This window comes from Methylosinus sp. LW4, assembly GCF_000379125.1.
Lineage (GTDB): Bacteria > Pseudomonadota > Alphaproteobacteria > Rhizobiales > Beijerinckiaceae > Methylosinus.
In genome coordinates this window covers 3,232,074-3,256,234 of sequence record NZ_KB900626.1, presented here as the reverse complement: position 1 = coordinate 3,256,234, position 24,161 = coordinate 3,232,074, and the positions used below count along the sequence as shown (strand labels likewise).

Sequence of the window (24,161 nt, the reverse complement as noted above, 5' to 3'; positions counted from 1 at the left end):
CGAAGGCCGCCCGCGCCGTTCCCCTCACGCTGCCGCGAGGCTCTCGAACAAGCCGCGGCCGTCGATTCCGCCGACCAGCGGATCGATGAGATTTTCGGGATGCGGCATCAGGCCGAGCACATTGCGGCGCTCGGAGAAGATTCCGGCGATGTCGTTGCGCGAGCCATTGGGATTGGCCTCGCCGCCGACGCGGCCGAGCGAGTCGCAATAGCGGAAGGCGATGAGCCCCTCGCCCTCGAGCCGGGCGATCGTCTCGTCATCGGCCTCGTAATTGCCCTCGCCATGGGCGATGGCGACCTCGATCGTCTGGCCCTGCCGATAATGGCCGGTGAAGGCCGTGTCGGCGCGCTCGACGCGCAAATGCTGCATGCGGCAGACGAAGCGCAGATTGGCGTTGCGCATCAGCACGCCCGGCAGCAGCCCGCCCTCGCACAAAATCTGAAAGCCGTTGCAGACGCCGAGCGTCAGCCCGCCGCGCGCGGCATGGGCGCGCACCGCGTCCATAATGGCGGCGCGGCCGGCGATGGCGCCGCAGCGCAGATAATCGCCATAGGAGAAGCCGCCCGGCAGCACGACGAGATCGGTGCCCGCGGGCAGCTCGGTCTGCGAATGCCAGACCATCGCCGGCTCGTGGCCGGTGGCTTGGCGAAGCGCGCGCGCCATATCGCCTTCGCGATTGGAGCCGGGAAAGACGAGGACGGCGGCTTTCATGGGGTCAGATCTCGATCTGGAAATTCTCGATGACGGTGTTGGCGAGCAGCTTCTCGCAGGCGGTCCGCAGCCGCGCCTCGGCGAGGGCGCGGTCGGAGCCCTCGAGCTCTATGTCGAACACCTTGCCCTGCCGCACGCCGCCGACGCCCTCTACGCCGAGCGAGGCCAGCGCGCCTTCGATGGCTTTGCCCTGCGGATCGAGCACGCCGTTCTTCAAGGTGACGATGACGCGGGCTTTCATGCGGCGGCTTCCCTGTTTGGGCTTCGGAGGCTGGCCGCAGGGTTAGCGGGGGACGCGCCGGAGCGCAAGAATTTCTGGGGGAGAGAATTTCCGGGGAGAGAGTTTCTGCGACGCTTCAGGCCGAGCGCGCGCGCAGCGCGTAGACGAAGCCCATGGCGCCGAGCAGCGCGATCGTGGCGGCGAACACGGGCTGGCCGGCGGCGAGCGTCAGCATGACGGCGACGAAGGTCGCGACGCCGATCACAGAGGTGACGACGAAGGAGCCGACCGGCGACGCCCCGCGGCCGCTCGCGGCGCTGCGCCGGCGCGGCGGGCTGGCGACGGCCGCGACCACCGCCTGATAGGCGGGATCGAAATTGATGCGATCGATGAAGAGCGGCGGCGCGGCATAGGGAAAGCCGCCGGAGGGCGAGGCGAAATCGCGGTCATAGGCGGCTGCCTCGAAGGCGCCCGGCCCGGTCTTGGTCACATAGAGATCGATGGTGGCCGTGTCGCGCTCGCCGTCGCGGACCAGAAGCGCGGCGCGAATCGTCGGCGCGGCCTCGGCGGGATTGCGGGAGGGAAGGCGCGCGCGCGGAACGGTCTCGGCGGCGTCGAGAAATTCCCGCACTGTCTCGCCGCGCGCTTCCGCCGCCGCGCGAAGGGCGGTCTGCGCCTCGCGAATGACGATGCGCAGCGGGATGCGCTCGCCGATGAGGCGCGGCAGGCCGGAGAGCGCCGCCGCGCTCGGCCCATAGGCCGACCGCAAGGGCGCATTCTCGCCGGAGAGCGGCTCGTCGGATTCGGCTCCGAGCGGCATGGCGAAATTGCGATAGCCGGCGGGCAGCGCGTCGCGCAGGCCCGGACCGGGCGGAGGTGGCGGCTTGGCGGCCGTCGTCGCGGTCTCGACGCTCGTCTCCTCCACCGGCTCGGCTCTCGCCGTGACCTGCGAGACGCGCGACAGCGCGCGCACGCTGGGCGCTCTCGAGGTGACGGCGGAAATCGGCGAGACCATGATTCGTGACCATCCATGGCGCGTCGGACGCGCATCCAGTTTCCGGCGTCCGCCTTGCGCGAGGCTGACGTCAGCGCGACCGCAGCGATTATCGGCGGCCCATGTCGATGGCGGGTTACAGAAAAGAGTCGAATGCCGCCGACCTCGCTCTATCTGCCTCGTCAGCGAGGGAGGGGCTCCTCATGCATGCGGTCTCCAACTATCCGGGACGTCGGCGCGCCACGCAGGAGGCGGCGCGACGGGAGGTTTTCGCCGTCGTCGACTCGCTCGCCCGCGAGATGCATCCGCGGCGCGGCGCGCCGACGGAGATTTCGCTGTCCAGCCGGCTCGAGCAGGATCTCGGCGTCGACAGCCTGGCGCGCGCCGAATTGAACATGCGCCTGGAGCGCGCCTTCCACGCCCCTCTGCCGCTCGAGGAGCTGGGCCGCGCCGATACGGTCGGCGATCTGCTGACGGCGCTGGAGAAAGCCCCCGGCGCCGAGCCGCCCGCCTTCGCCGAGCCTTCGCCCGCCGAGGCGCTGCCGCATATCCGCGCCGCCTTCGAGGCGAGGACGCTGACCGAGGCGCTGGACTGGCACGCCGCGCAAAATCCCGAGCGGCGGCATCTCACCTTTCTGCGCGACGCCGCGACGCCCGGCGGCGCGCTCACCTATTGGCGGCTCGCCGATGAGGCGCGGCGCGCGGCCGAGGGGCTCATCGCTCGCGACGTCGCGCCGGGCGACCGCATCGCGCTGATGCTGCCGACGGGAATCGATTTCTTCGTCGGCTTTTTCGGCGCGCTCTACGCCGGCGCCATTCCCGTGCCGATCTATCCGCCGATGCGCATGGCGCAGATCGAGGAGCATCTCACCCGGCAGATCGGCATTTTGCGCAATGCGGGGGTGCGGCTGCTCGTCACCACGCCGGAGGGTCTGCGCCTCGCCGGCCTCGCCCGCGGGCGCGTGGAGAGCCTCGAGGCGATCGTCTGCGTCGCCGATCTCACCAGCGGCGCCAATGGCGCGCCGCTGCCGCCGACGCGCGAGGCGGGCGCGACCGCCATGCTGCAATATACGTCCGGCAGCACGGGCGATCCCAAAGGCGTCGTGCTGAGCCACGCCAATCTTCTCGCCAATGTGCGCGCCATGGGCCTCGCCATCGGCGCCAGCTCGGCGGACACTTTCGTGAGCTGGCTGCCGCTCTATCACGATATGGGATTGATCGGCGCCTGGCTCGGCTGCCTGCATTTCGGCGCGCCGCTCTATGTCATGTCGCCGCTGACCTTCCTCTCGCGGCCGGCGAGCTGGCTGGAGGCGATCGACCGCCATCGCGGCACGCTGAGCGCCGCGCCCAATTTCGCCTTCGAGCTCTGCCTCGACAAGATCGATCCGGCGCAGATCGAGGGGCTCGATCTCTCCTCGCTGCGCATGGTCGCCAATGGCGCCGAGCCCATCTCCCCGCGCACGATCCGGCGATTCGCCGAAAAATTCGCCAAATACGGCTTTCGGGCGGAGGCCATGGCGCCGGTCTATGGGCTCGCGGAAAATGCGGTCGGCCTCGCCTTTCCGCCGCCCGGCCGCGCGCCGCTCATCGACCGCATCTCTCGCGAGGCGCTGGCGACCGACGGCCGCGCCGAGCTAGCGGGGGAGGGCGCCGGCGCGCTGGAGATCGTCGGCTGCGGGGCTCCGCTGCCGGGCCATGAGATTCGCATCGTCGACGCCGCCGGCCGCGAGCTTTCCGAGCGCCGCGAGGGGCGGCTGGAGTTTCGCGGCCCCTCGGCCACGACGGGCTATTTCTGCAATGAGGAGAAGACCAAATCGCTGATTCGGGGCGGCTGGCTCGACAGCGGCGATCGCGCCTATATGGCCGGCGGCGAGATCTTTGTGACCGGGCGGGTCAAGGACATTGTGATTCGCGCCGGGCGGCATCTCTATCCGCAGGAGATAGAGGAGGCCGTCGCCGCGCTGCCCGGCATTCGCAAGGGCTGCGTCGCCGCTTTCGGCGCGGCCGATATGGAGACCGGCACAGAACGGCTGATCGTCGTCGCCGAGACCTATGAGACCGTGCCGGAGGCGCTGGGCGCGCTGGAGACCAAGGTTCAGGCGGCGGTCGCCGCCGTCTGCGGCGCGCCGGCGGACGAGGTCCGCTTCCTACCGCCGCGCTCCACGCCCAAGACCTCGAGCGGCAAGATTCGCCGCAGCGCCGCCAAGGCGCTGTTCGAGGAGGGCCGGCTCGGCGAGCCGCGCGGCCCGGTCTGGCTGCAGATCGGCCGGCTGGCGCTGCTCGGCCTATGGCCTGCGCTGCGTGGGGCGGCGCAACGAGCGGGCGAGCTCGCCTATGCCTTCTGGTGGTGGCTCATCGTCTGCGCCGGCTATTTCGCCGCCTGGTGGGCGGTGATGATCCTGCCCCGCCGCTCGCGCTGGCCCGCCGTGCGCAAGATCGCCGGGACAATGCTCGGCGCCATTGGCGCGAAGGTCACGACGGAGGGGCTCGAGCGTCTGCCGACAGGCGGCGCGGTGCTCGCTTTCAACCATTCGAGCTATGTCGACGTCATGCTGCTCGCCGCGCGCCTGCCGGGCGAGCCGGCCTTCGTCGCCAAGAAGGAGCTGGCCGGGCAGATGTTCGCCGGGCCGTTCCTGCGCCGGCTCGGGGCGCTTTTCGTCGAGCGCTTCGACATTGCGGCGAGCGTGGCCGATGCGGAGAAGCTCGCGTCTGCGGCGCGGGAGGGACGCAATCTCGTCTTCTTCCCGGAGGGGACCTTCACGCGCCGCGCCGGGCTCTGCGGCTTCTATCTCGGCGCGTTCAAGATCGCCGCGGAGGCGGAGCTGCCGGTTTATCCCGGCGTTTTGCGCGGAACCCGCGGCATGTTGCGGGGCGAGCAATGGTTCCCACGCCGCTCGGCGCTGTCGCTCGCCATTCTGCCGCCGATACGGGCGGGCGGGAGCGATTTTCTCTGCGCGCTGCGGTTGCGCGACCATGTCCGCGCCGCCATTCTCGCGCGCTGCGGGGAGCCGGATTTGAGCGAATTGTCCAAGCCGAAGCGGGGGGATGCGTAGCGGAGGCCCCCTCCCCAGCCCTCCCCCGCTTTGCGGGAGAGGGAGCAGATTCGCCCCTTCATCGAAATTTCGCGAAACGACGGCCGACTTCCCTCTCCCGCGCGAGCGGGGGAGGGTGAGGGAGGGGGCCTGCGCGCCCTACTCGTCCTCGCCGAAGCGGTTGCCGACCAGCGCCGCCAGCGCCTCTATCGCCTGCGAGGCCTGCGGGCCGGCGGCGGTCACGGTGATGGTGGAGCCTTGCGCCGCGCCCAGCGTCAATATGCCCATGATGGAGCTGCCGCCGACCGTGTCCCCGCATTTGGAGACGGTGATCTCGGCCTCATAGGCCTCGCAGCATTGGACGAATTTGGCCGTCGCCCGCGCGTGCAGGCCCTTGCGGTTGACGATGGTGAGATCGCGGACGATGCGGCCGCCATCGGCGGCGGCGGAAACGGATTGGTCGGTCATTTGGCGTTGAGGACTCGGCTGGCGATATAGACATATTTGCGCCCGGCGTCCTGGGCTTGCAACACCGCCTGCTCGAGCGGAGCCGATTCGCGCACCGAGGCCAGCTTGATGAGCATGGGCAGGTTGATGCCGGCCAGCACCTCGACCTTGCCGCCATTCATCACGGAAATCGCCAGATTGGAGGGGGTGCCGCCGAACATGTCGGTCAGCACGACCACGCCGTCGCCGCTGTCCGCCTCGGCGATGGCGTCGATAATGTCCCGGCGCCGACGCTCCATATCGTCCTCGGGGCCGATCGAGATCGACACGAACTGCTTCTGCGGGCCGACGACATGCTCGAGGGCCGCGCGAAACTCCGTGGCGAGGTGGCCATGGGTCACCAGGACCATTCCGATCATTCGCAGCTACCGCTCATGAAGACCGTCTCGCAGGAGAACGAGATCGTCGAAACCGGAGAACCGAAGCAGACCGCATTGCGGCTCACCAATTTACTAACGCGAATGTCGCCCCGACGTTCGCAGCGTTTCGGGCGCCATTTTGTGCGTTGCGGCGAAATTGGCAAGCGAAAACCTCCGGTCCTCGTTAAAATGCTACAAACTGATGAATAAACGAGAAAATCTTCCGCGTCGCCCCGGCCTCGCGGGCGTCCGCGGCGAGCCGCGGCAGCCTCACGCCGCACAGATCGGCCTCCGCGCCCTCCTCCGGCGGGTAGCGGGGCGGCGGCTCGTCTCTTTCTCCACATAGATCGATGAGACAGCGGAGCACCCCCGCAGGCTCGAATTCGACCGGCAGAACGCCTCGGCCGCGCTCCTCTATCGCTCCGGCTATGGTCGGATGCGGGCGCGCCAGCAGGCGGCCATGACGGCGGACGAGCGCGACCCGATCATCGCCGATGAGCCGCGCGAAAAGCCCGCGCCCCTGTGCGAGATGGATCAGCTCGAGGCTGAGCCCGCTCTTGCCGGCGCCGGACGGCCCGCGCAGCAGCGCGCCGGCCGGCCCGATGAGCAGGGCGTTGGCGTGAATCATGATCTGCTCCTCGGCCGGCTCGGTCTGGCGAGGCGCGCCGGTCATTTCGCCGCCGGCAGCCAGAGCACGAAGCGCGCGCCCAGCACCACATCCTCCGGCGCGATCTCGTCGGTGCCCTCCGGCTCCGCCCGCGTGCGGTTCATCGCGCGGATGCGGCCATTGTGCGCCTCGACGATCTGGCGCGAGATGGAGAGGCCGAGCCCGGAATTCTGGCCGAAGCCCTGCTCCGGCCGATCCGTGTAGAAGCGCTCGAAAATGCGCTCGAAGGCGTGGGCGGGAATGCCCGGCCCGTCGTCGTCGACGATGATCTCATAGCCGTCGATCGGCTGGCCGCCCGGCCCCATCGCCTGCTCCGGCCGCAGATAGACGCGCACATCGCCGCCCTCCGCCGAGAAGGAGCGGGCGTTGCCGATGAGATTGTCGAACACTTGCGCGAGGCGCGAATCATGGCCGAGGATGCGCCAGCGCCGCCGCGGATCGGCGGGCTGAATGTCGAGCGTGACAGTGACGCCGTCGCCGCGATCGAGGTCATGCGCCATGCCGACGACGGTCTTCAGCACGCCGGCGACATCGACAATGTCCATGTCGGCGCGGGCCAGCTCTGCGTCGAGACGCGAGGCGTCGGAAATATCGCTGATGAGACGGTCGAGCCTGCCGACGTCGTGCTTGATGATGGTCAGCAGACGCGAGCGCGCATTCTCGTCCTTGACGATGGGCAGAGTCTCCACCGCGCTGCGCAGAGAGGTGAGCGGATTCTTCAGCTCATGCGCGACATCGGCGGCGAAATGCTCGATCGCCTCTATGCGATTGTAGAGCGCGCGCGTCATGTCGCGCAGCGCGCCGGAGAGATGGCCGATCTCGTCCTGACGCTGCGAGAAATCGGGAATCTCCTGCCGCGATTTGACGCCGCGGCGCACGCGCTCGGCCGCCTCGGCGAGGCGGCGCATAGGCTCGGCTATGGTGCCGGCGAAGAGCAGCGACAGCAGCAGCATCACGCCGGCCGAGACCAGGAAGATGCGGATGATGCCCCAGCGCTCTTGCGCCAGAATGGCGTCGATGTCGCCGCCGAGCGTGGAGAGAAGCAACGCGCCACGCACGGAGCGGAAGCGCTGCACCGGCACGGCGACGGAAATAATGGTCTCGCCCTTGGCGTTGGCCCGCACCACGGAGAGCGCGCCGCCGGTGAGCGCGGCGGCCACTTCGGGATAGGCTTTGCCATTGCCGGCGCCGATATCCTCATAGAGCGGCAGCTCCGGCCGGCGCGTCCAGCGGCGCAGCGCATTCACGCCTTGCTCGAGATAGCTGGCCGATTCGCTCGCGCCGCCCGGCGGCCCGAGCTCGAAGCGCAGAATATTGGAGCGTCCGGTGACGGAGCGCGAGTCGAGCAGGAGATAGCCGTCGCGATCATAGATGCGCGCGCGCGTGCGCGTCGGCGAGACGAGACGGCGCAGCAGCGGGCCGATGCGCTCGGGATTGAGCGAAAACTCCATCGACGGCTGGCTGCCCTCGGCGAGGCTGTAGCTCTCGCCCGGCGCGAGCCGCAGCAGCTTCTCGGGATCGATGGTGATGGCGTCCGTATCCACCGTCGCGGAGGCGGCGATCGCCGCGGCGATGATCTCGCCCTGCGTCTGCAGGCTCTGCACGCGCGCGTCGATCAGGCCTTCGCGAAATTGGTTGAGATAGAGAAAGCCGCCGAGCAGCGCCACGAGGCCGCCAAGATTGAGCACGACGATGCGGCGTGTGAGGGAGGACGACAGGCGCGACTGAATCGCGCGCGTGAGCCGCGCGAAGCGAACCGACGCGGCGCGGCCGATTCGTTTTTGCCGCGCCTGCGTCTCGGCGACGCCATGTTCATTGTCGGTCGTGACTGTCATGAGCCGTTATGGGGCTTCCTTGAAGCGATAGCCGACGCCATAGAGCGTCTCGATCATCTCGAACTCATTGTCGACGACCTTGAACTTCTTGCGCAGCCGCTTGATGTGGCTGTCTATGGTGCGATCGTCGACATAGACCTGATCGTCATAGGCGGCGTCCATCAACGCATTGCGGCTCTTCACCACGCCGGGGCGCTGCGCCAGCGCCTGCAGGATGAGAAATTCCGTCACCGTGAGCACGACGGGATCGCCCCGCCAGGTGCAGGTATGGCGCTCCGGGTCCATGACCAGCGCGCCGCGCTCCAGCACCTTGGCTTCCGATTCCTTCTGCGCGGCGGCTTCCTTGGGATTTGCGCGGCGCAGAATGGCCTTCACGCGCTCCACCAGCAGGCGCTGCGAGAACGGCTTGTGAATGAAATCGTCGGCGCCCATTTTGAGGCCGAACAATTCGTCGATCTCCTCGTCCTTGGAGGTGAGGAAGATCACCGGAAGGTCGGATTTCTGCCGCAGACGGCGCAGCAGCTCCATCCCGTCCATGCGCGGCATCTTTATGTCGAAAATGGCGAGGTCCGGCGGATTGGCGCGCAGCCCGTCGAGCGCGGCGGCGCCGTCGGTGTAGGTTTGAACGCGGTAGCCCTCGCCTTCCAGCGCGATCGAGACGGAAGTGAGAATATTGCGGTCGTCGTCGACGAGAGCGATTGTCGGCATCTTCAACCTTTACTGTTTACGTCCGATATCGGGCTCGATGTTCGCTTCGGGGGCCTCGATTTTTGCGCCCGCGCGACTCGTCGTCTCGGCGGCTCGCCTCGCCGCTTTGGAACATCGCCGTTCGGGCGCCACGTTCCAAGGCGTTGGCGGCCGAAATGTGGCTGGCCTCGGCCATTCGCATGACGTCGGCCGAAACAGGGCCGACAATCGGTTTCGTGTCGCCTTATATACATAATCGCGACACAAATCACCTATTGCCGTCACAGGGGCGAATCGCCGCGGAAACAGGCGGCGAAGCCTTCGCTCGCAAGGCATCCGCAAAGCGTCGAAAATTTCGATAAAAAGCAAGATGTTGCCGGCGCGTCCGCAGCCGTGCCGGCGCATCGCGCGGCGCTCGCGCTCCCGCATGCGCGCGACCCGCGCCAAAAGCGACGCTCGCGCATCGACGGCGCCGTGATTCGGCGATCTTTTCGATTCGCGCTGCGCGGCTAGAGCTCGCGTCACCTTCAGCGCATGGGATCGTCGGAGAGCAGCGCGAGGCGCGCATTCCCTCGGTCGTCGATTCGTCATAGCCTGCGCGTAGCGTCCCGACGCCGAGCGAATCGGCGCCGCGCCGGCATGGCCGCGCGCATTCGTGTCGCGCGTCGCGTGCGATTTCATCACCTCTTCGTTTTCGACAGTGATCGCGTCGCGCCGCACAGCGTTTCGGCCGCCCCTCGCGCGCTCGCTCGGCGACGCGCGCGGGCGCGCCTTTCTCATCGGCGCGGCGCCGTCCAGGGGACCGGCGCAATGAATCCTTTTCATTCTCATCGTGCGGAGCTGCTGCGCGGCTCTTTCGCGATCACGCTTCTCCTCGTCTCGACGACATCGTCGAGCGCGAATGAAGAGGAATTGCGCGCGGAGGTTCGCGCGCTCACGGAGCGCTTGCACAAGCTCGAGGCGCGATTGGACAAGTCCCAAAAGACCGCGCAGGCCGATAAGAAAAAGGAGAAGGAGGAGAAGCAGAAAGAGAAGGAAAAAAAGGAGGAGGCGGAAAAGAAGGGGCCGGACAATTTTCGCTTTCGGGGAATCACGATCACGCCCGGCGGCTTCATCGCGCTCGAAAGCGTCTGGCGTAGCCGCTGGGTCGGCGCCGACGTCAACACGCCGTTTCAGAATATTCCCTATAATTTCTTCGCGACCGGACATTCGAGCGAGTTCCGCTTCAGCGCGCGACAGAGCCGTCTGTCCATGCTGGTGAAGGGCGACATCGATCCTTTCACCAAGATCACCGGCTATGTCGAAACCGATTTTCTCGGCGCGGCGCAAACCGCCAATTCCAATGAGAGCAATTCCTACAATCTGCGCCTGCGGCAGATGTACACGAATATCGATTGGGATTCGTTCGGCGCGCATTTCATGGCCGGGCAGGCGTGGTCGCTGGTGACGTTGAACAAGGTCGGCATAAAGCCGGACACGACGATTCAGCCGCTCACCATCGATGCGCAATATGTTCCCGGCTATGTCTGGGCGCGGCAGCCCGGCATGCGCCTCACCGTGGATTTCAACAAGGAATTCTGGCTCGCCTTCGCCGCCGAGGGCGCCGCCACCACTTTTACCGGCTATGGCGCGCTGCCGCCGGGCTTCTTCGGCACGACCGCTCTGCCGCTGCAAAATCCGATATTGTTCGGACAAGCGGCGGGCGGCGGCCTCTTCAACATTGTGAACAGCTATTCGCTCAATCGCGCGCCCGATCTCATCGGCAAAGCCGCATGGGACGCCGATCTCGGCGATCGGACCGTGCATATGGAGGGCTTCGGCCTGGCGCGCAATTTCACCACGCGCGCCTATTGGGGCAATCGCAACGCCTGGGGCGGCGGCTTCGGAGCCGGCCTATTCGCGCCGGTTCTCCCCGGCCTTCTCGATTTCCAAGTCTCCGGCGCCATCGGCCATGGAATCGGCCGCTATGGCGCCGGGCAGCTCGCGGACGCGACATGGTCGGCCGTCGACGGCGGCCCGCTGCCGATCAACGAGCGCATGATTCTCATCGGCGGCGTGCTGCACCCGCGGCCCGATCTCGACATATACGCCTATGCCGGCGGCGAGTTCACGCGGCGCAATCCGCAATATGTCGCCGTTCCGGGAAATGTCATTTTCGGCGGCTTCGCCAATCCCTATTTCAACAATCTGGGATGCAACATAGAAAATGAAGCGCTGACCACGACGGCCTTCCTCTCCGGCGGCACGGCGGCCAATGTTCCATTGGGCGGAGCGCTGGCCTGCGCCGGAATCATCAAAGACATTCGGCAAGTCACCGGCGGCTTCTGGCACACTTTATACGAAGGCCAATTCGGCAAGGTGCGCGGCGGCGTGCAATATTCCTACACGGTGAAGGACGGCTATTTCGGCGTCGGCGGCGCGCCGCAAGCGCGCGACAGCATGGTGTTCACCAGCTTTCGCTATTATCCGTTCGAGGGCGCCGCGCCGATCATTCCCGTGCTCGCCAAATTCTGACGAAGCCTTGCGCGTCAGTCCGTCCAATCGAACGAGCGCGTCACCGCCTTTGCCCATTTGGCGATGCGGCGCTCGCGCTCTTCCGTCGACATCATCGGGCTCCATCTTTTCTCGGCGCGCCAATGCGTGGCGATCTCGCGCTTGTCTTTCCAAAAGCCGACCGCCAGTCCTGCGGTATAGGCGGCGCCGAGCGCCGTCGTCTCTATGCAGCGCGGCCGCACGACCGGAGCGCCGAGAATATCGGCTTGAAACTGCATCAGCAGCGCATTCACCGCCATGCCGCCGTCGACGCGCAGCTCCTCCAGCGCGACGCCGGAATCCTCCGCCATCGCCGCGACGACGTCGCGCGTCTGAAAGGCGACGGCTTCCAGCGCGGCGCGCGCGATATGCGCTTTCGTCGAGAAGCGCGTGAGGCCGGCGATGATCCCGCGCGCGCTCTCGCGCCAATAGGGCGCATAGAGGCCGGAGAATGCGGGCGTGAAATAGACGTCGCCATTGTCGGGAACGCTCGCCGCCAGCGCTTCTATATCCGCGCTCTTCTCGATAATTCCGAGATTGTCGCGCAGCCATTGCACCAGCGCGCCGGCGATGGCGACAGAGCCCTCGAGCGCGTAAGCCGGCTTCTCTTCGCCGAGTCTATAGGCGAGCGTGGTGAGCAGTCCTTTGGTGGAGAGCCGCGGTGTCTCGCCTATGTTCATCAGCAGAAAACATCCTGTGCCATAGGTGTTTTTCGCGTCGCCCGGCGCAAAGCAGGCCTGCCCGATCAGCGCCGCATGCTGATCGCCGAGCGCGCCGGAAAGCAGGGCGCCTGCGAGTGGCGCGCGGCAGGCGCCATAGATTTCGCTCGAGGAGAGAATCTGCGGCAGGCAGGCGCGCGGAATGTCGAAGAGCGCGAGCAGCTCATCGTCCCATTGCAGCGTCTCGAGATTCATCAGCTGCGTGCGCGCGGCGTTGGTGGCGTCGGTGAAATGGCGCCCGGTCAGATTCCAGGCGATCCATGAGTCCATCGTGCCGAACAGCGCTTTGCCGGCGGCCGCCTTCTCGCGCGCGCCGGGAATGTTCTCGAGGAGCCAGATGAGCTTGAGGCTGGAGAAATAGGTGGAGAGCGGCAGGCCGGTCCTCGCGCGCAAGCGATCCTTGCCGCCCTGCGCGGAAAAGCGCGCGACCAGCGCATCGGTGCGCGTGTCCATCCACACGATGGCGTTGTGCAGCGGCGCGCCCGTGCGGCGGTCCCACAGCAGAGTCGTCTCGCGCTGATTGGTGAGGCCGACGCAGGCGAGATCGGCCGCCGTCAGCCCCGCCTTGTTCAAGGCCCCGGCGACGACGCTCTGCGTGTTGCGCCAGATTTCGACCGCGTCATGCTCCACCCAGCCGGGGCGCGGATAGATTTGCGCATGCTCGCGCTGGTCGAGCGCGACGATCTCGCCCTCATGATCGAAGAGGATGAAGCGCGAGCTCGTCGTGCCCTGGTCGATCGCGCCGACATATCTGGTCATGACCGTCTCCGCTTCTGTCCTTTCGTGTCGCCGAGACACGAGATGCGCTAAATGTTATGAGAGCGAAAACTCGAGGAACGGGTCCGAAATGACGAACCAGCCGACCGACGCATTCTTCGCCGCCTGGCGCACCTATCGCAAGATCGTCGACACGAATTACATGTTCCATCGCGAGATCGGCGAGCGTGTCGAGGAGACGCTGCGCGCGGCCTTCGGCGACGAGGGCTTTTCCATTCTCGACCTCGGCTGCGGCGACGCCTCTGTCTTCGCGCCGCGGCTCGCGCGGCTCCGTCCCAATCGCTATGTCGGCGTCGATCTCTCCGAGACCGCGCTCGGCCTCGCCGCCGAGAATCTGAAAATTCTCGCCTGCCCGGCGGAGCTGCGCCGCGAGGATCTGCTCGCTGCCGTCGGCGCCGGCGAGGAGCGCTTCGACGTCATTCATACGAGCTTCGCCGTGCATCATCTTTCCACCGAGCAGAAGGCCGAATTCTTCCGCCGCGCGGCGGCGCGGCTTTCGGCGCGCGGGCTGCTGCTGATGACCGATGTGATGCGCGAGGAGGACGAGACGCTGCCGCTCTATCACGCTCATTATGTGGAATGGCTGCGCCGCGACTGGAGCGAGCTGACGCTCGAGGAGCGCGAGACGACCTGCGCCCATCTCGTCGAGAACGATATGCCGGAGAGCTTCTCCATCCTGCAGGCGCAGGCGCGCGCGGCGGGCCTCGAGGCGGCGCCGATCGCGGCCTTTCGCTGGCACAAGGTGGCGAGCTTCACGCCCCGCGCGGGGTGAGCGCGCGCGTCGAATTCCCCCTCTCCCCGCGAGCGGGGAGAAGGAAGGCGGCGTCACGGAGCGAAGCGATCGAGCGCGCGCGTCAGCCTCTCCGTCTGCGCGGAATCGAAGCGCAGGCCGAGCTTGGAGCGCCGCCACAGCACATCCTCGGCCGTGCGCGCCCATTCCTGCGCGCGTAGATAATCGAGCTCGGCCTCGGTGAGGCCGCAGCCCAAATCCGCGCCGAGCTCGGCGAGGGATTTCGCCGGCTCCAGAAAGCGCAAAGCCCGCGTCCCATAGGCGCCGGCGAGCCGGCGCGCGAGGCGGGGCCGTAGAAACGGCTTGGCGCGCTCCAGCTCCGCGACAAAGGCGTCGAAGCCGGCCGCGCCTATGTCGCCGCCGGGCAGCACGGCGCTCGCCGTCCAGGCCGCGCGCATTTGCGGAAAGAAGGGCGCGAGCGTCTCCAGCGCATGTTCGGCGAGGCGGCGCGCCGTGGTGATCTTGCCGCCGAAAATCGACAGGGCCGGCGCCTCTTCCGCCCGCGCGTCGAGATCGAAAGCGTAATCGCGCGTGACGACGGAGGCCTCGAGCGCGCCATCGTCATAGAGCGGACGCAGGCCCGAATAGCTCCAGACGACATCGCTGCGCGCGATCTTCTTCTCGAAGAAATGATTCACCGCCGCGATGAGATAATCCGTCTCCTCCTCGCTGATCGCGACCGGCCCCGGCGCTGCGGGAAAGGGAATGTCGGTGGTGCCGACGAGGGTGAAATCCTCCTCGAAGGGAATGGCGAAAATGATGCGCTTGTCCGGCCGCTGCAGCATATAGGCTTGCGCGCCGTCATAGAGCTTGCGCGTGACGATATGCGAGCCTTTCACCAGCCGCACATGCTTGCGCGAGCTGAGGCCGAGACGATGCTCCAGCGTCTCTGAGACGAAAGGCCCGGAGGCGTTGACGAGCGCGCGGGCGCGGACCTCCTCGAGCCGCCCATCGGCGCCGGCGACGCTGGCGATCCATTGCGCGCCGTCCCGCCGCGCGCCGACGAGCCGCGCGCCGACGCGAATTTGCGCGCCGCGCTCGAAAGCGTCCAGCGCTTCCAGCGCGACGAGGCGCGAATCATCGACGCGGCAATCATAATAGGAGAAGCCGAGGCGATGATCGGCGGTCAGCGGCGCGCCGAATCTCGCGCCGGCGAGGGCGACCGTCGAGGAGCCGGGGATGCGCTTTCGCCGCGCCAGATGATCGTAGAGCAGCAGCCCCAGGCGCACGAGCCAGGCGGGGCGGATCGCGCTCTCATGCGGCAGGATGAATTGCAGCGGGTGGATGATATGCGGCGCGGCGGCGAGCAGCAGCTCGCGCTCGGCCAGGGCCTCGTGAACGAGGCGGAACTCATATTGCTCGAGATAGCGCAGCCCGCCATGGACCAGCTTGGTGGAGGCGGAGGAGGTCGCCGCGGCGAGGTCCTTTTGCTCGAGCAGAAGGACGCTCAGCCCGCGCCCGGCGGCGTCGCGCGCTATGGCGCAGCCATTGACGCCGCCGCCGACGATAAGGAGATCGAAGACCATTGCCGGCTCCCCTTGCGATTTTTCTCGCGAGGAGAGTAGAGCCGAGAGCTGAAAGATTCGCCAGCGCCCCCTCCCCAGCCCTCCCCCGCTTTGCGGGAGAGGGAGCAGATTCGGCGGTCATCGAGGCTTCGCGAAACGTTTGCCGTCCCCCTCTCCTGCGAAGGGGGGAGGGTGAGGGAGGGGGCCTGCTCGGTCCCGCTCCCGCTCCGAATGAGCTTACTCTGAAGCGCGCGAGCGCGGCGCGGAATGGTCCGGCCGGCGGGCGGCGGCCGGCTTGGCGCGGCGGCGCTGCTGCTGTTGCGGCGGACGCCCATGCTCGGCGGGCTTGCCCGGATGGCGCGCGGCGCGGCCCGGCTCCTGATGCGTGCGGCGATGCTCGTGCGGACGGCGCGGGGCGTCGCTATCGGCGGCCGCGGAGCCCGGCGCGCTGCGGCGGTCGGTGATCGGCAGCGTCTGGCGCGTCACACGCTCGATCTGCTTGAGCAGCGAGCGCTCGCTATTGTCGCAGAGCGAGACGGCGGCGCCCGTCGCGCCGGCGCGCGCGGTGCGGCCGATGCGATGGACATAGGCCTCGGGCGTCTCCGGCAGCTCGAAATTCACGACATGGGAGACCCCGTCGATATCGATGCCGCGGGCGGCGATATCGGTGGCCACCAACGCGCGGGTGCGGCCGGAGCGGAAATCCTCCAGCGCGCGCTGGCGCTGATTCTGGCTCTTATTGCCATGGATCGCCGAGGCGCCGACGCCATTCGCGTCGAGATGCTGCGCCACGCGATCGGCCCCGCGCTTGGTGCGCGTGAAGACGATGGCGCGCGAGAAGTTCCGATCGGCGAAAAGCTCCAGCAGAACGTCGCGCTTGGCCGCGCCGTCCACCAGAATTACCCGCTGGTCCACACGCTCGGCCGTCGTCGCCGCCGGCGTCACCTTCACGGTGATGGGGTCGCGCAGCATGTCGTCGGCGAGCGAGGCGATCTCCTTCGGCATGGTGGCCGAGAAGAAGAGATTCTGCCGGTCCTTGGGCAGCCGCGAGACGATCTTGCGAATGGGGACGATGAAGCCGAGGTCGAGCATATGATCGGCCTCGTCCAGCACGATCGTCCGCGTCGACTCGAGCCGCAGATGGTTCGAGGAGACATGGTCGAGCAGACGGCCGGGCGTCGCGACGAGAACGTCGAGCCCGCCGGCGAGCATGCGGATCTGCGGGCCATGGGCCACGCCGCCGACGATGACGCCGATGCTGACGCGGGCGAATTGCGCATAGGCGCGGAAGCTGTCGGCGATCTGCGCGGCCAGCTCGCGCGTCGGGGCCAGCACCAGAACGCGCGTGGTGTTGGGGGCGGGGCGGCGGCGGTCCTCGAGCAGCCGTTGCAGGATCGGCAGAGCGAAGGCGGCGGTCTTGCCGGTGCCGGTCTGCGCGATGCCGAGCAGGTCGCGGCCTTGGAGAAGCGCGGGGATCGCCTGAGCCTGGATCGGCGTGGGCGTCACATAATCTTCCTGCGCGAGCGCGCGCAGAATGACCTCGGCGAAGCCGAGATCGGCGAAATTGGTCACTGCGTAACTTTCGAAATAGGCCGCATGCGCGCGAGAACGTCTCCCGCGCGAGGCCATGCAGCGATGGATAGGAGACCTGCCCCGCGTATCGGGCCGTCATCGTGATGAGGACCCGCTCTACGGCTCCGATCCCCTGTGGGAAGCGATCCACGCGGCCGGAACGAGTCACGCTGCATTGCAGCAAGAACGTAGGTAAAGAGAATTCAAAGCTCTGTCAATCGGCAATTGCGCCGTTCGCGGCGTCGAGGCGATTTGGCGGGCGCGGCCGCGGGCTATGCTTCCCGCGCCGGCCGCCATATAGGATGAGAGGATCACGAACCTTCCAAGGCCGCGACCATGCTCGAAGCTCTCCGCGCTTTTCTCGATGAGGTCGCCGCGCCGGCGCGGCCGCGGCCGCTGGAGGCGTCCGATTATCGGCTCGCCGCGGTCGCGCTTCTGGTGCATCTCGCTTCCATAGATGGGGAGTTCGACGCCGGCGAGCGGGCGCTGCTGCAAAAGATCGTCGAGACGCGTTTCGGCCTCGACCACGCCGCCGCCCGCGCGCTGATCGAGGCCGCGGCGGAGAGCGAGCGCGAAGCTGTCGATCTCTATCGTTTCACCCAGGTGCTGAAGCGCAAGCTCGACGAGGACGGCCGCCGCGTCGTCATCGGCATGTTGTGGGAGATGGCCTATGCCGATGGCGAGGTCCATGAGTTCGAGGAAAATGTGATTTGGCGCGTCGCCGAGCTGCTCGGCGTCTCGACGCGCGATCGCGTCGCGCTTCGCCAAGAAGCGAAAGACATTGCGGCGAAGGACGCGGACAAGCCGGTTACGCCCGGCCCCTGGGGAGGCTGAGAGATGAGCGACGCCGCGACCACCACCATCGTCACCGGAGCCTCGGACGGCATCGGCCTCGAGCTGGCCAAGCTCTTCGCCCGCAAGGGGCGTCATGTCACTCTGGTCGCCCGCCGCCGCGAGCGTCTGGAGGCGCTGGCCGGCGAGATCGAGGCCGCCGGCGCGCCGGAGCGGCCGCTGGTCGTCGATCTCGACCTCTGCGAGAGCGGCGCCTGCGAGAGCTTGGCCGAAACTTTGAGCGCAGCCGGGCGCAAGCCCGAGATTCTGGTCAACAACGCCGGCTTCGGCCTCGTCGGCCGGGTCGCCGAGCTGGACGCCGCCGAGCAATTGGCGATCGTCGATCTCAATATTCGCGCGCTGACGGCGCTGACCCTGCGTTTTCTGCCCTCGGTCATAGAGACGCGCGGCGGCATTTTGAATGTCGCCTCCGTGGCCTCCTTCATGCCGGGGCCGGGCTTCGCCGTCTATTACGCCAGCAAGGCCTATGTCCGCTCCTTCAGCGAGGCCTTGGCGGAAGAGCTGAAGCCGCATGGCGTGCGCGTCACCGCGCTCTGCCCCGGTCCGGTGCAGACCGGCTTTCAGGAGCGCGCCGGCTTCGACTACAAGGGCGAGATGAAAGCGGTGAAGCCCGCGCTATTGCCGGCCGAGGAGGTCGCGCGGCAGGGCTATGAGGCGCTGTTCTCCGGCCGGCGCGTGGTCGTGCCGGGGCTGGTGAACAAATTCTTCGTCGCGGCGGGACGCGTGGCGCCGCGCGCGATTCTGCTGCCGCTGCTGGCCAAGGCGCAGCAGGCGCGGTGAATACGGTCTGCTTCATCGGAAGAGAGCGAGCCTGAAGGCTCGCGGTCCAGGGGCGCGCTCGGACCGCGAGCCTTCAGGCTCGCTTCGGGCAAGGTGTCGCGTTGAAACGCCGCGAGCCCGACGGCGCTTTCGCGCGTCAGGCTCGCAAATTCGCGCGGCTGAATGGATCAGGCTTCCTGAGCCTTGACCTTCAGCACCTGCCGGCCGCGATAAATGCCGGTCTTGAGGTCGATGTGATGCGGACGGCGCAGCTCGCCCGAATCCTTGTCCTCGACATAGGTCGGCGCCTTGATCGCGTCGGCGGAGCGGCGGAACCCGCGCTTCATCGGGGAGGTTTTTCGCTTCGGAACGGCCATTTGTCTCGATCTCCAACTCCCCGCATCCGGGGCGGGGTGAAAACTCGTGCGGGCCGCATACAACAAATCCGCGCGCATGGCTAGCCTGGACCGGACTCTGAAGGGCGACCGAATCGGGTTGACAACTTCCACGACGTTGGAAAAATTTCTGCTCGTCGACCCGACGCGGCGCCTCGGCGGTCTTGCCGAGCGAGGGACGATTTTTAATCGAAAAGGATTGCGGATGCGAAAATTGATCGGTCTCGTTTTAGCTCTATTCGCATCCGACGCCACCGTCGGGCTCGCCGCGGAGTGGCCGCCGAAGCAAATTTCCACCAGACTCGGCATGGTCACGTTCGAGGCGCAGCGCATCATTCCGAGGGAGTTCGGCGAGCATCCCGTTTTGAGATTGCTGATCGGCAAGAAGAAATTCGATTTCGACTCGGATACGAACGTCGTCTATCTCCCCGCAGACGCAAAAATTGCGACAAAGCTCAACATGTCGCCTTTTGCGAAGGAGCCGATCGACAGCTATCGGCAGGGCATTGCCGAGATACTGTCGCAGATCGAGGGCGCTGCGGTTTTCCGCGAGGCGCAGAAGGGCGACGGCGCCGCGCTCGATAAGGTCGCCGCGGCTTTCGACGAACTCCGATCGGCGATGCGTGAAGCGTTGCCGCGCGGCGAGCTTCTGGCCGGCTATCCCGACCCCGAATAATCTCGAGGGGGCCGAGCGTCTTCGGCGTTCGTTTCCTTCACCCCCGCCGCCCCGCTTGATCGTGTCGAGCTTCGGCTCCATATACGGCCTCGAGGCGCCGCCGCCGGGCCTCGCAGATTTTTCGCACGAGAAGCGCCGCGAGGGCTTCGTAATGGCACGACTGCCGACGCTGAATTCCCCCTTCCTCCTGGGGTTCGACGAGATTGAACGCGCGCTGGATCGCGTCACACGCTCGGGCTCCGATGGTTATCCGCCCTATAATATCGAGAGGCTGCCGGGTGCCGATTCTTGTCCCGATCGGCTGCGGCTGACCCTGGCGGTCGCCGGCTTCACGCGCGATCAGCTGGAGATTTCGCTCGAGGAGAGCCAGCTCGTCATTCGCGGCAAGCAGGTGGACGATCGCGAGCGGCAATTCCTGCATCGCGGCATCGCCGCGCGACAGTTCCAGCGCGCCTTTCTGCTGGCCGAGGGGATGCAGGTGCTGGGCGCCGATCTCGTCAACGGGCTCTTGTCGATCGATCTGGTGCGGCCGGAGCCGGAGCGCGTCATCCGCAAGATCGACATAGCGACGCCGGAGGAGCCGGCCAAATGAAAAAGGGGCGCCGCGAGGCGCCCCTTTCGTTTTCGCAGGTCGTTTCGAGGGGGACCTCGGGAGAATTCGTTCAGCCGGTCGTCTGCTCTTCCTGCTCGCGGACGGTCATGGCGTTGCCGTGCCAGACGAAATCGTCGAAGAGGCAGGCGTCCACGAACATCACCGGCAGCAGAATGTCGCGCGTCAGCAGCGCCAGCGGGGTCAGCCGGGAGAGCCGCCAGCCGGCGACGCGGGCGAGGAGGCATTCCGCGCCGTAGAGGCCGGCGAGGATCGCGCCCGCGGTCAGCGCCACATTGGCGTCGAGCAGATGCGCGGCGTAAGCGCCCGTCACCACGGGCATGAAGCTGCCATTCATGAATTCCGGCGCGAAATAGGCGGGGAAGGTGACGCGGCGCAGACGCGCCCAGCGCACATGGCGGGAGTAGACCTCATGCGCCGTGCGATGGCCGAGCGGCTGCTCGAAGGGCATGTCGACGAGCCGCACCTTCATCTTTTGCGCGCGGATGATCTTGGTGGAGGCGGCGTCCTCGGCGATCTCGGCGCCGAGAGCGCGAATGCCGCCGGCGCGTTCCAGCACCTCGCGGCGCCACATCATATTCTTGCCCTGCGCGAAGCCGATGCCGACCGCCTCCGCGCCATATTGCCAGCGCGCCTGGAAGGTGTTGAGGAAGGCGCATTCCACCTCCGCCCAAAAGCCCTTGGGGCGAGAGCCGATCGGCATGGAGATGGAGAGCGCCGTATCGTCGCGGAAGGCGGCGAGCATGGTCTGAACATAGTCCGGCGGCAGCAGAGCGTTGGAGTCGGCGAGCACGACCCAGGAATGGCGCGCGGCGTCCCAGCCCTTCACGCAATTGTTGAGCTTGGGATTGACGCTCACATAATCGTCGCCGACGAGCAGCCGGGCGGAAATATGCGGATGCGCGGCGATGAGCCGCTCGACCAGCGGAATCACCGGATCATTGGCGCATTGCACGCAGAACAGCGCCTCATAGCTCGGATAGTCGAGCGCGAAGGTGGAGCCGATCGTCTCCTCGCTGAAAGTCTCCAGCCCGCGCAGCGGCCGAACGATGCTCACCGGCGGCGCATGGGCCGGGACGGGCAGAGTGCGGGGGCGGGCTTTGCAGCGAAAGGCGGCGATGGCGATGCTGGCGAGGTTGAGCGAGAGCAGCGTCGCGCAAAAGGCGGCGCACACATAGGCCATGATCATGCGTGTTCCCTGCCTGTCACTTTCGGGATTCGAGACGGGCGGCGGCCTGCGCCTGCGCCAGCGGGCGGCGACGGCTGCGCAATCCCGGAGCGGGCCAGACCGATATTCCGCCTGACAAGGAGCTCAGCTCTTGGCAAAAGGGTGGCGGCGCGAGAATCTTGTCGCGTCGCGCGGCCCTCGCATTCACCTCCTGCCGAAGTTTGCTCATGACCACTCCGATCGTTCGCTTCGCGCCCTCGCCGACCGGCCGCATCCATATCGGCAATGCGCGTCCGGCCCTGCTGAACTATTTGTACGCCCTCTCCCACCATGGAAGATTCGTGCTGCGATTCGATGACACCGATCTGGCCCGCTCGAGCGAGGAGTTCGCGCAGGCGATCGAGGTCGATCTCGCCTGGCTCGGCGTGCGGCCGGATGTGGTGGTGCGGCAGTCGCAGCGCGTCGCACATTATGAGGCGGCGGCGGCGCGTCTCGAGGCGGCGGGCCTGCTCTATCCCTGCTACGAGACGCCGGAGGAATTGGAGAAGCGCCGCAAATTGCAGCAGGCGCGCGGCCTGCCGCCCGTCTATGACCGCGCCGCGCTGAAGCTTTCGGCCGAGGAGCGCGCGCGGCTCGCGGCGGAGGGACGCAAGCCGCATTGGCGTTTCAAGCTGCCGGCGGGCGTCGTGGAATGGCGCGATCTCGTGCGCGGCGATTGCGCCATCGATTGCGCCACACTGTCCGATCCGGTGCTGCTGCGCGAGGACGGCAGCTTTCTCTACACGCTCCCTTCCGTGGTGGACGACATAGAGCTCGCGATTACGCATGTGATTCGCGGCGAGGATCATGTGACCAACACGGCGGTGCAGATTCGCCTGTTCCAGGCGCTGGCGCCGGAGCATGCGCATCCGGTCTTCGCGCATCACAATCTTCTCGTCGGCGGCGCGGGCGAGGCGCTCTCCAAGCGCACCGGCTCGCTCGCCATCGCCTCGCTGCGTGAGGAGGGTTATGAGGCCCTCGCCGTGGCGGCGCTGGCCGTGCTCACCGGCTCGTCGGACAGCGTCCATGCGGTGCGCTCGCTCGGCGATCTCGCCAAATCTTTCGATCTCGCGCATCTCTCGCGCAACGCCGCGCGTTTCGATCCCGCCGATCTCGGCCCGCTCACCCATCGCACGCTGGCGATATTGGAATATGACGACGTGCGCGAGCGCTTGGAGGCGCATGACATCGTCGGCTTCAAGGCCGAGCCCTTCTGGCGCGCGGTGCGGGGGAATTTGACGCGCTTCGCCGATGTGCTGGACTGGTGGCGCGTCGTCGAGGGCGAGATCGAGCCGATCCGCGAGGATGCGGAATTTTTGGCCGAGGCGCTAGCGCTGCTGCCCGCCGAGCCCTGGGACGAGACCACCTGGTCCGCCTGGACCAGCGCGGTGAAGGCGCGCGCCGGCCGCAAGGGCAAGGCGCTGTTTCATCCATTGCGCGTCGCGCTCACAGGCGCGGAGACTGGGCCGGAACTGTCGCTGCTGCTGCCGCTGATCGGCCATGCGCGGGCCGTCGCGCGACTCTCGGGGGCGTGAGGGCGCGCGCCCGTCAGAAGCACCGCACCTGCGCTTCCGCCTGGGCGCGGCGCAACTCCTCCAGCGCCTCCTTGGCGAGGCGCGAGTTGCGGAACAGCGAGCCGATCTGCCCCGCTTGCTGATCCATGCTGGCGACCGTCTCCGCCGAGACATAGCGCTCATAGGGCAAAATGGAGGCGACGATGTCGATGGAGCAGGAGCATTGCTCCAGCGCCTGCCGCGAATCGCCATTGGCCTTCATGCAGCCGAACACATAATCCGCCCGCGCCGAGGTCGGGTAATCGTTGAGATCGGCGGCGCGCGCGGGAAGCGCGGCGGCGAGGACGAAGAGGCAAGCGGCGGCGGCGCGGAGCATGGGGTCGATCCTGTAATGGCTGCGACCGCATTGGCCTAGCGCAAGCGCATGGCGAATCGCAAGCGCTCCCTGTGCTTGACAAAAATAAATAGGAGTCCTAATAAATTTCCATGACGCTCTTCGACGCCATCACCACCCCTCTCCCCCGCCGCTTGCGCGAGGGGCTCGACCGCATCGCCGCCGCCATGCGCGCCGATGAATGGGGCGTGGCCGAGGAGGCCGGGCTCACCCCCACACAATTGCATGCGCTCACTTTCATCGCCGGACGCGGAGAGGCGGGGCTGCGCCTGCGCGCGGTGGCGGAGCATTTGGGCGTCACCCAGCCGACGGCCACCGACTCCATCGCCGCGCTCACGCGCAAGGGCCTCGTCACCAAGCTCGCCGATCCCGCCGATAAGCGCGCAATCGCCATTCGCGTGACGCCGGCCGGCTGCGACGTCGTTCGCGCCATCGGCCTCGCCATGACCTCCGCCGAAAGCGCTCTGGAGACGCTGACGCCGCAAGAGCAGCAGACGCTGCTCGATCTGGTCATCAAGACGATCCGCGCCTTGCAGAAGGCCAAGGCCATTCCGCCGCAGCGGCTCTGCGTCAGCTGCCGCCACTTCCGCCCGCACGCCCATGCGGACGCCGAGCTTCCGCATCATTGCGCGCTGGTCGATGCGGCGTTCGGCGGCCGTCATTTGCGCCTGGATTGCCCGGAGCATGATCCGGCGCCGCCGGCGGAGAGCGAGGCGGTCTGGAGCCTTTTCGCGCATCACGACGCGGAGCAGGCGGGAGCCTGAGACGTCTCGCAAATTCTCGAGCCGCTCGGGGCTCCGGCGTAGCCGGCCCAGGCCCGCGGCGGGCTCGCAGAAGAATGGCGCGC

General features: G+C 67.1%; 23 protein-coding genes. 9 read left to right on the top strand and 14 right to left on the bottom strand.

From position 1 onward, the window contains the following. Positions 1–24: 24 nt before the first annotated feature. From purQ to METLW4_RS0116220, 3 genes are all read right to left on the bottom strand, one after another. On the bottom strand, positions 25–711 hold the full coding sequence (gene purQ / locus METLW4_RS0116230; protein WP_018267287.1) for a phosphoribosylformylglycinamidine synthase subunit PurQ: 687 nt from the start codon (positions 709–711) through the stop codon (positions 25–27). Positions 712–715: 4 nt separating this feature from the next. After that, positions 716–952 carry a phosphoribosylformylglycinamidine synthase subunit PurS gene (gene purS / locus METLW4_RS0116225; protein ID WP_018267286.1) on the bottom strand — a complete coding sequence of 79 codons (237 nt, stop codon included), beginning with the start codon at positions 950–952 and terminating at the stop codon, positions 716–718. Positions 953–1,067: 115 nt separating this feature from the next. Then, positions 1,068–1,946: a hypothetical protein gene (locus tag METLW4_RS0116220; RefSeq protein WP_018267285.1), complete on the bottom strand. Its 879-nt coding sequence runs from the start codon at positions 1,944–1,946 to the stop codon at positions 1,068–1,070. A gap of 182 nt (positions 1,947–2,128) precedes the next feature. On the opposite strand from METLW4_RS0116220, the gene METLW4_RS0116215 reads away from it, so the two are divergent. Next, on the top strand, positions 2,129–4,978 hold the full coding sequence (locus tag METLW4_RS0116215) for an AMP-binding protein (RefSeq protein WP_018267284.1): 2,850 nt from the start codon (positions 2,129–2,131) through the stop codon (positions 4,976–4,978). Positions 4,979–5,116: 138 nt separating this feature from the next. Here METLW4_RS0116215 and METLW4_RS0116210 read toward each other — a convergent pair whose 3' ends face one another. The 5 genes from METLW4_RS0116210 to METLW4_RS0116190 form a co-directional block, all read right to left on the bottom strand. Further along, on the bottom strand, positions 5,117–5,425 hold the full coding sequence (locus METLW4_RS0116210) for an HPr family phosphocarrier protein (RefSeq protein WP_018267283.1): 309 nt from the start codon (positions 5,423–5,425) through the stop codon (positions 5,117–5,119). Next, complete coding sequence (locus METLW4_RS0116205) at positions 5,422–5,823, bottom strand: PTS sugar transporter subunit IIA (RefSeq protein ID WP_018267282.1); 402 nt, start codon at positions 5,821–5,823, stop codon at positions 5,422–5,424. The genes METLW4_RS0116210 and METLW4_RS0116205 overlap by 4 nt, the downstream gene beginning before the upstream one ends. Before the next feature lie 184 nt (positions 5,824–6,007). Next, positions 6,008–6,496, bottom strand: coding sequence for an HPr kinase/phosphorylase (locus METLW4_RS0116200; protein WP_018267281.1), 489 nt, complete (start codon positions 6,494–6,496; stop codon positions 6,008–6,010). Then, positions 6,493–8,325 carry a stimulus-sensing domain-containing protein gene (locus METLW4_RS0116195; RefSeq protein WP_018267280.1) on the bottom strand — a complete coding sequence of 611 codons (1,833 nt, stop codon included), beginning with the start codon at positions 8,323–8,325 and terminating at the stop codon, positions 6,493–6,495. The genes METLW4_RS0116200 and METLW4_RS0116195 overlap by 4 nt, the downstream gene beginning before the upstream one ends. 6 nt (positions 8,326–8,331) lie before the next feature. Beyond that, positions 8,332–9,033: a response regulator transcription factor gene (locus tag METLW4_RS0116190; RefSeq protein WP_018267279.1), complete on the bottom strand. Its 702-nt coding sequence runs from the start codon at positions 9,031–9,033 to the stop codon at positions 8,332–8,334. A gap of 789 nt (positions 9,034–9,822) precedes the next feature. On the opposite strand from METLW4_RS0116190, the gene METLW4_RS0116175 reads away from it, so the two are divergent. Further along, positions 9,823–11,526: a hypothetical protein gene (locus tag METLW4_RS0116175; RefSeq protein WP_043332892.1), complete on the top strand. Its 1,704-nt coding sequence runs from the start codon at positions 9,823–9,825 to the stop codon at positions 11,524–11,526. 14 nt (positions 11,527–11,540) lie between these two features. On the opposite strand, the gene glpK is transcribed toward METLW4_RS0116175, so the two are convergent. Then, on the bottom strand, positions 11,541–13,022 hold the full coding sequence (gene glpK / locus METLW4_RS0116170; protein ID WP_018267275.1) for a glycerol kinase GlpK: 1,482 nt from the start codon (positions 13,020–13,022) through the stop codon (positions 11,541–11,543). Between the two features lie 88 nt (positions 13,023–13,110). Here glpK and METLW4_RS0116165 point away from each other — a divergent pair, with 88 nt between their 5' ends. After that, entirely contained in the window at positions 13,111–13,812 is a 702-nt protein-coding gene (locus METLW4_RS0116165; protein WP_018267274.1) for a class I SAM-dependent methyltransferase, read from the top strand. 53 nt (positions 13,813–13,865) lie between these two features. Here METLW4_RS0116165 and METLW4_RS0116160 read toward each other — a convergent pair whose 3' ends face one another. After that, positions 13,866–15,356 carry a glycerol-3-phosphate dehydrogenase gene (locus METLW4_RS0116160; RefSeq protein WP_018267273.1) on the bottom strand — a complete coding sequence of 497 codons (1,491 nt, stop codon included), beginning with the start codon at positions 15,354–15,356 and terminating at the stop codon, positions 13,866–13,868. A gap of 216 nt (positions 15,357–15,572) precedes the next feature. Then, positions 15,573–16,907, bottom strand: coding sequence for a DEAD/DEAH box helicase (locus METLW4_RS0116155; protein ID WP_157235184.1), 1,335 nt, complete (start codon positions 16,905–16,907; stop codon positions 15,573–15,575). Between the two features lie 336 nt (positions 16,908–17,243). On the opposite strand from METLW4_RS0116155, the gene METLW4_RS0116150 reads away from it, so the two are divergent. Continuing rightward, entirely contained in the window at positions 17,244–17,741 is a 498-nt protein-coding gene (locus tag METLW4_RS0116150; protein ID WP_018267271.1) for a tellurite resistance TerB family protein, read from the top strand. 3 nt (positions 17,742–17,744) lie between these two features. Further along, positions 17,745–18,539: an SDR family NAD(P)-dependent oxidoreductase gene (locus METLW4_RS0116145; RefSeq protein ID WP_018267270.1), complete on the top strand. Its 795-nt coding sequence runs from the start codon at positions 17,745–17,747 to the stop codon at positions 18,537–18,539. Positions 18,540–18,706: 167 nt separating this feature from the next. Here the strand turns inward: METLW4_RS0116145 and rpmF are convergent, their stop codons facing one another. Then, positions 18,707–18,895 carry a 50S ribosomal protein L32 gene (gene rpmF, locus METLW4_RS0116140; protein WP_024878183.1) on the bottom strand — a complete coding sequence of 63 codons (189 nt, stop codon included), beginning with the start codon at positions 18,893–18,895 and terminating at the stop codon, positions 18,707–18,709. Positions 18,896–19,118: 223 nt separating this feature from the next. Here rpmF and METLW4_RS0116135 point away from each other — a divergent pair, with 223 nt between their 5' ends. Both METLW4_RS0116135 and METLW4_RS0116130 read left to right on the top strand, forming a co-directional pair. Further along, positions 19,119–19,589 carry a hypothetical protein gene (locus METLW4_RS0116135; protein WP_157235182.1) on the top strand — a complete coding sequence of 157 codons (471 nt, stop codon included), beginning with the start codon at positions 19,119–19,121 and terminating at the stop codon, positions 19,587–19,589. 151 nt (positions 19,590–19,740) lie between these two features. Next, a complete protein-coding gene (locus tag METLW4_RS0116130) occupies positions 19,741–20,181 on the top strand; it encodes an Hsp20 family protein (protein WP_026191558.1) in 441 nt (146 codons plus the stop codon). Between the two features lie 70 nt (positions 20,182–20,251). On the opposite strand, the gene METLW4_RS0116125 is transcribed toward METLW4_RS0116130, so the two are convergent. Next, the gene (locus tag METLW4_RS0116125; protein WP_018267266.1) at positions 20,252–21,388 is read right to left on the bottom strand and encodes a ceramide glucosyltransferase; all 1,137 of its coding nucleotides are present in this window, start codon (positions 21,386–21,388) and stop codon (positions 20,252–20,254) included. Between the two features lie 206 nt (positions 21,389–21,594). Here METLW4_RS0116125 and METLW4_RS0116115 point away from each other — a divergent pair, with 206 nt between their 5' ends. Then, complete coding sequence (locus METLW4_RS0116115) at positions 21,595–22,941, top strand: glutamate--tRNA ligase (RefSeq protein WP_018267264.1); 1,347 nt, start codon at positions 21,595–21,597, stop codon at positions 22,939–22,941. 13 nt (positions 22,942–22,954) lie between these two features. On the opposite strand, the gene METLW4_RS0116110 is transcribed toward METLW4_RS0116115, so the two are convergent. Further along, positions 22,955–23,296 carry a hypothetical protein gene (locus tag METLW4_RS0116110; protein ID WP_018267263.1) on the bottom strand — a complete coding sequence of 114 codons (342 nt, stop codon included), beginning with the start codon at positions 23,294–23,296 and terminating at the stop codon, positions 22,955–22,957. Between the two features lie 110 nt (positions 23,297–23,406). On the opposite strand from METLW4_RS0116110, the gene METLW4_RS0116105 reads away from it, so the two are divergent. Then, the gene (locus tag METLW4_RS0116105; RefSeq protein ID WP_018267262.1) at positions 23,407–24,078 is read left to right on the top strand and encodes a MarR family winged helix-turn-helix transcriptional regulator; all 672 of its coding nucleotides are present in this window, start codon (positions 23,407–23,409) and stop codon (positions 24,076–24,078) included. Positions 24,079–24,161 lie beyond the last annotated feature (83 nt).

Excerpts from the sequence above, each read along its gene's own strand:
- purQ (WP_018267287.1), bottom strand. The coding sequence starts at position 711 with ATGAAAGCCGCCGTCCTCGTCTTTCCCGGCTCCAATCGCGAAGGCGAT.
- purS (WP_018267286.1), bottom strand. The coding sequence starts at position 952 with ATGAAAGCCCGCGTCATCGTCACCTTGAAGAACGGCGTGCTCGATCCG.
- METLW4_RS0116220 (WP_018267285.1), bottom strand. The coding sequence starts at position 1,946 with ATGGTCTCGCCGATTTCCGCCGTCACCTCGAGAGCGCCCAGCGTGCGC.
- METLW4_RS0116215 (WP_018267284.1), top strand. The coding sequence starts at position 2,129 with ATGCATGCGGTCTCCAACTATCCGGGACGTCGGCGCGCCACGCAGGAG.
- METLW4_RS0116210 (WP_018267283.1), bottom strand. The coding sequence starts at position 5,425 with ATGACCGACCAATCCGTTTCCGCCGCCGCCGATGGCGGCCGCATCGTC.
- METLW4_RS0116205 (WP_018267282.1), bottom strand. The coding sequence starts at position 5,823 with ATGATCGGAATGGTCCTGGTGACCCATGGCCACCTCGCCACGGAGTTT.
- METLW4_RS0116200 (WP_018267281.1), bottom strand. The coding sequence starts at position 6,496 with ATGACCGGCGCGCCTCGCCAGACCGAGCCGGCCGAGGAGCAGATCATG.
- METLW4_RS0116195 (WP_018267280.1), bottom strand. The coding sequence starts at position 8,325 with ATGACAGTCACGACCGACAATGAACATGGCGTCGCCGAGACGCAGGCG.
- METLW4_RS0116190 (WP_018267279.1), bottom strand. The coding sequence starts at position 9,033 with ATGCCGACAATCGCTCTCGTCGACGACGACCGCAATATTCTCACTTCC.
- METLW4_RS0116175 (WP_043332892.1), top strand. The coding sequence starts at position 9,823 with ATGAATCCTTTTCATTCTCATCGTGCGGAGCTGCTGCGCGGCTCTTTC.
- glpK (WP_018267275.1), bottom strand. The coding sequence starts at position 13,022 with ATGACCAGATATGTCGGCGCGATCGACCAGGGCACGACGAGCTCGCGC.
- METLW4_RS0116165 (WP_018267274.1), top strand. The coding sequence starts at position 13,111 with ATGACGAACCAGCCGACCGACGCATTCTTCGCCGCCTGGCGCACCTAT.
- METLW4_RS0116160 (WP_018267273.1), bottom strand. The coding sequence starts at position 15,356 with ATGGTCTTCGATCTCCTTATCGTCGGCGGCGGCGTCAATGGCTGCGCC.
- METLW4_RS0116150 (WP_018267271.1), top strand. The coding sequence starts at position 17,244 with ATGCTCGAAGCTCTCCGCGCTTTTCTCGATGAGGTCGCCGCGCCGGCG.
- METLW4_RS0116145 (WP_018267270.1), top strand. The coding sequence starts at position 17,745 with ATGAGCGACGCCGCGACCACCACCATCGTCACCGGAGCCTCGGACGGC.
- rpmF (WP_024878183.1), bottom strand. The coding sequence starts at position 18,895 with ATGGCCGTTCCGAAGCGAAAAACCTCCCCGATGAAGCGCGGGTTCCGC.
- METLW4_RS0116135 (WP_157235182.1), top strand. The coding sequence starts at position 19,119 with ATGCGAAAATTGATCGGTCTCGTTTTAGCTCTATTCGCATCCGACGCC.
- METLW4_RS0116130 (WP_026191558.1), top strand. The coding sequence starts at position 19,741 with ATGGCACGACTGCCGACGCTGAATTCCCCCTTCCTCCTGGGGTTCGAC.
- METLW4_RS0116125 (WP_018267266.1), bottom strand. The coding sequence starts at position 21,388 with ATGATCATGGCCTATGTGTGCGCCGCCTTTTGCGCGACGCTGCTCTCG.
- METLW4_RS0116115 (WP_018267264.1), top strand. The coding sequence starts at position 21,595 with ATGACCACTCCGATCGTTCGCTTCGCGCCCTCGCCGACCGGCCGCATC.
- METLW4_RS0116110 (WP_018267263.1), bottom strand. The coding sequence starts at position 23,296 with ATGCTCCGCGCCGCCGCCGCTTGCCTCTTCGTCCTCGCCGCCGCGCTT.
- METLW4_RS0116105 (WP_018267262.1), top strand. The coding sequence starts at position 23,407 with ATGACGCTCTTCGACGCCATCACCACCCCTCTCCCCCGCCGCTTGCGC.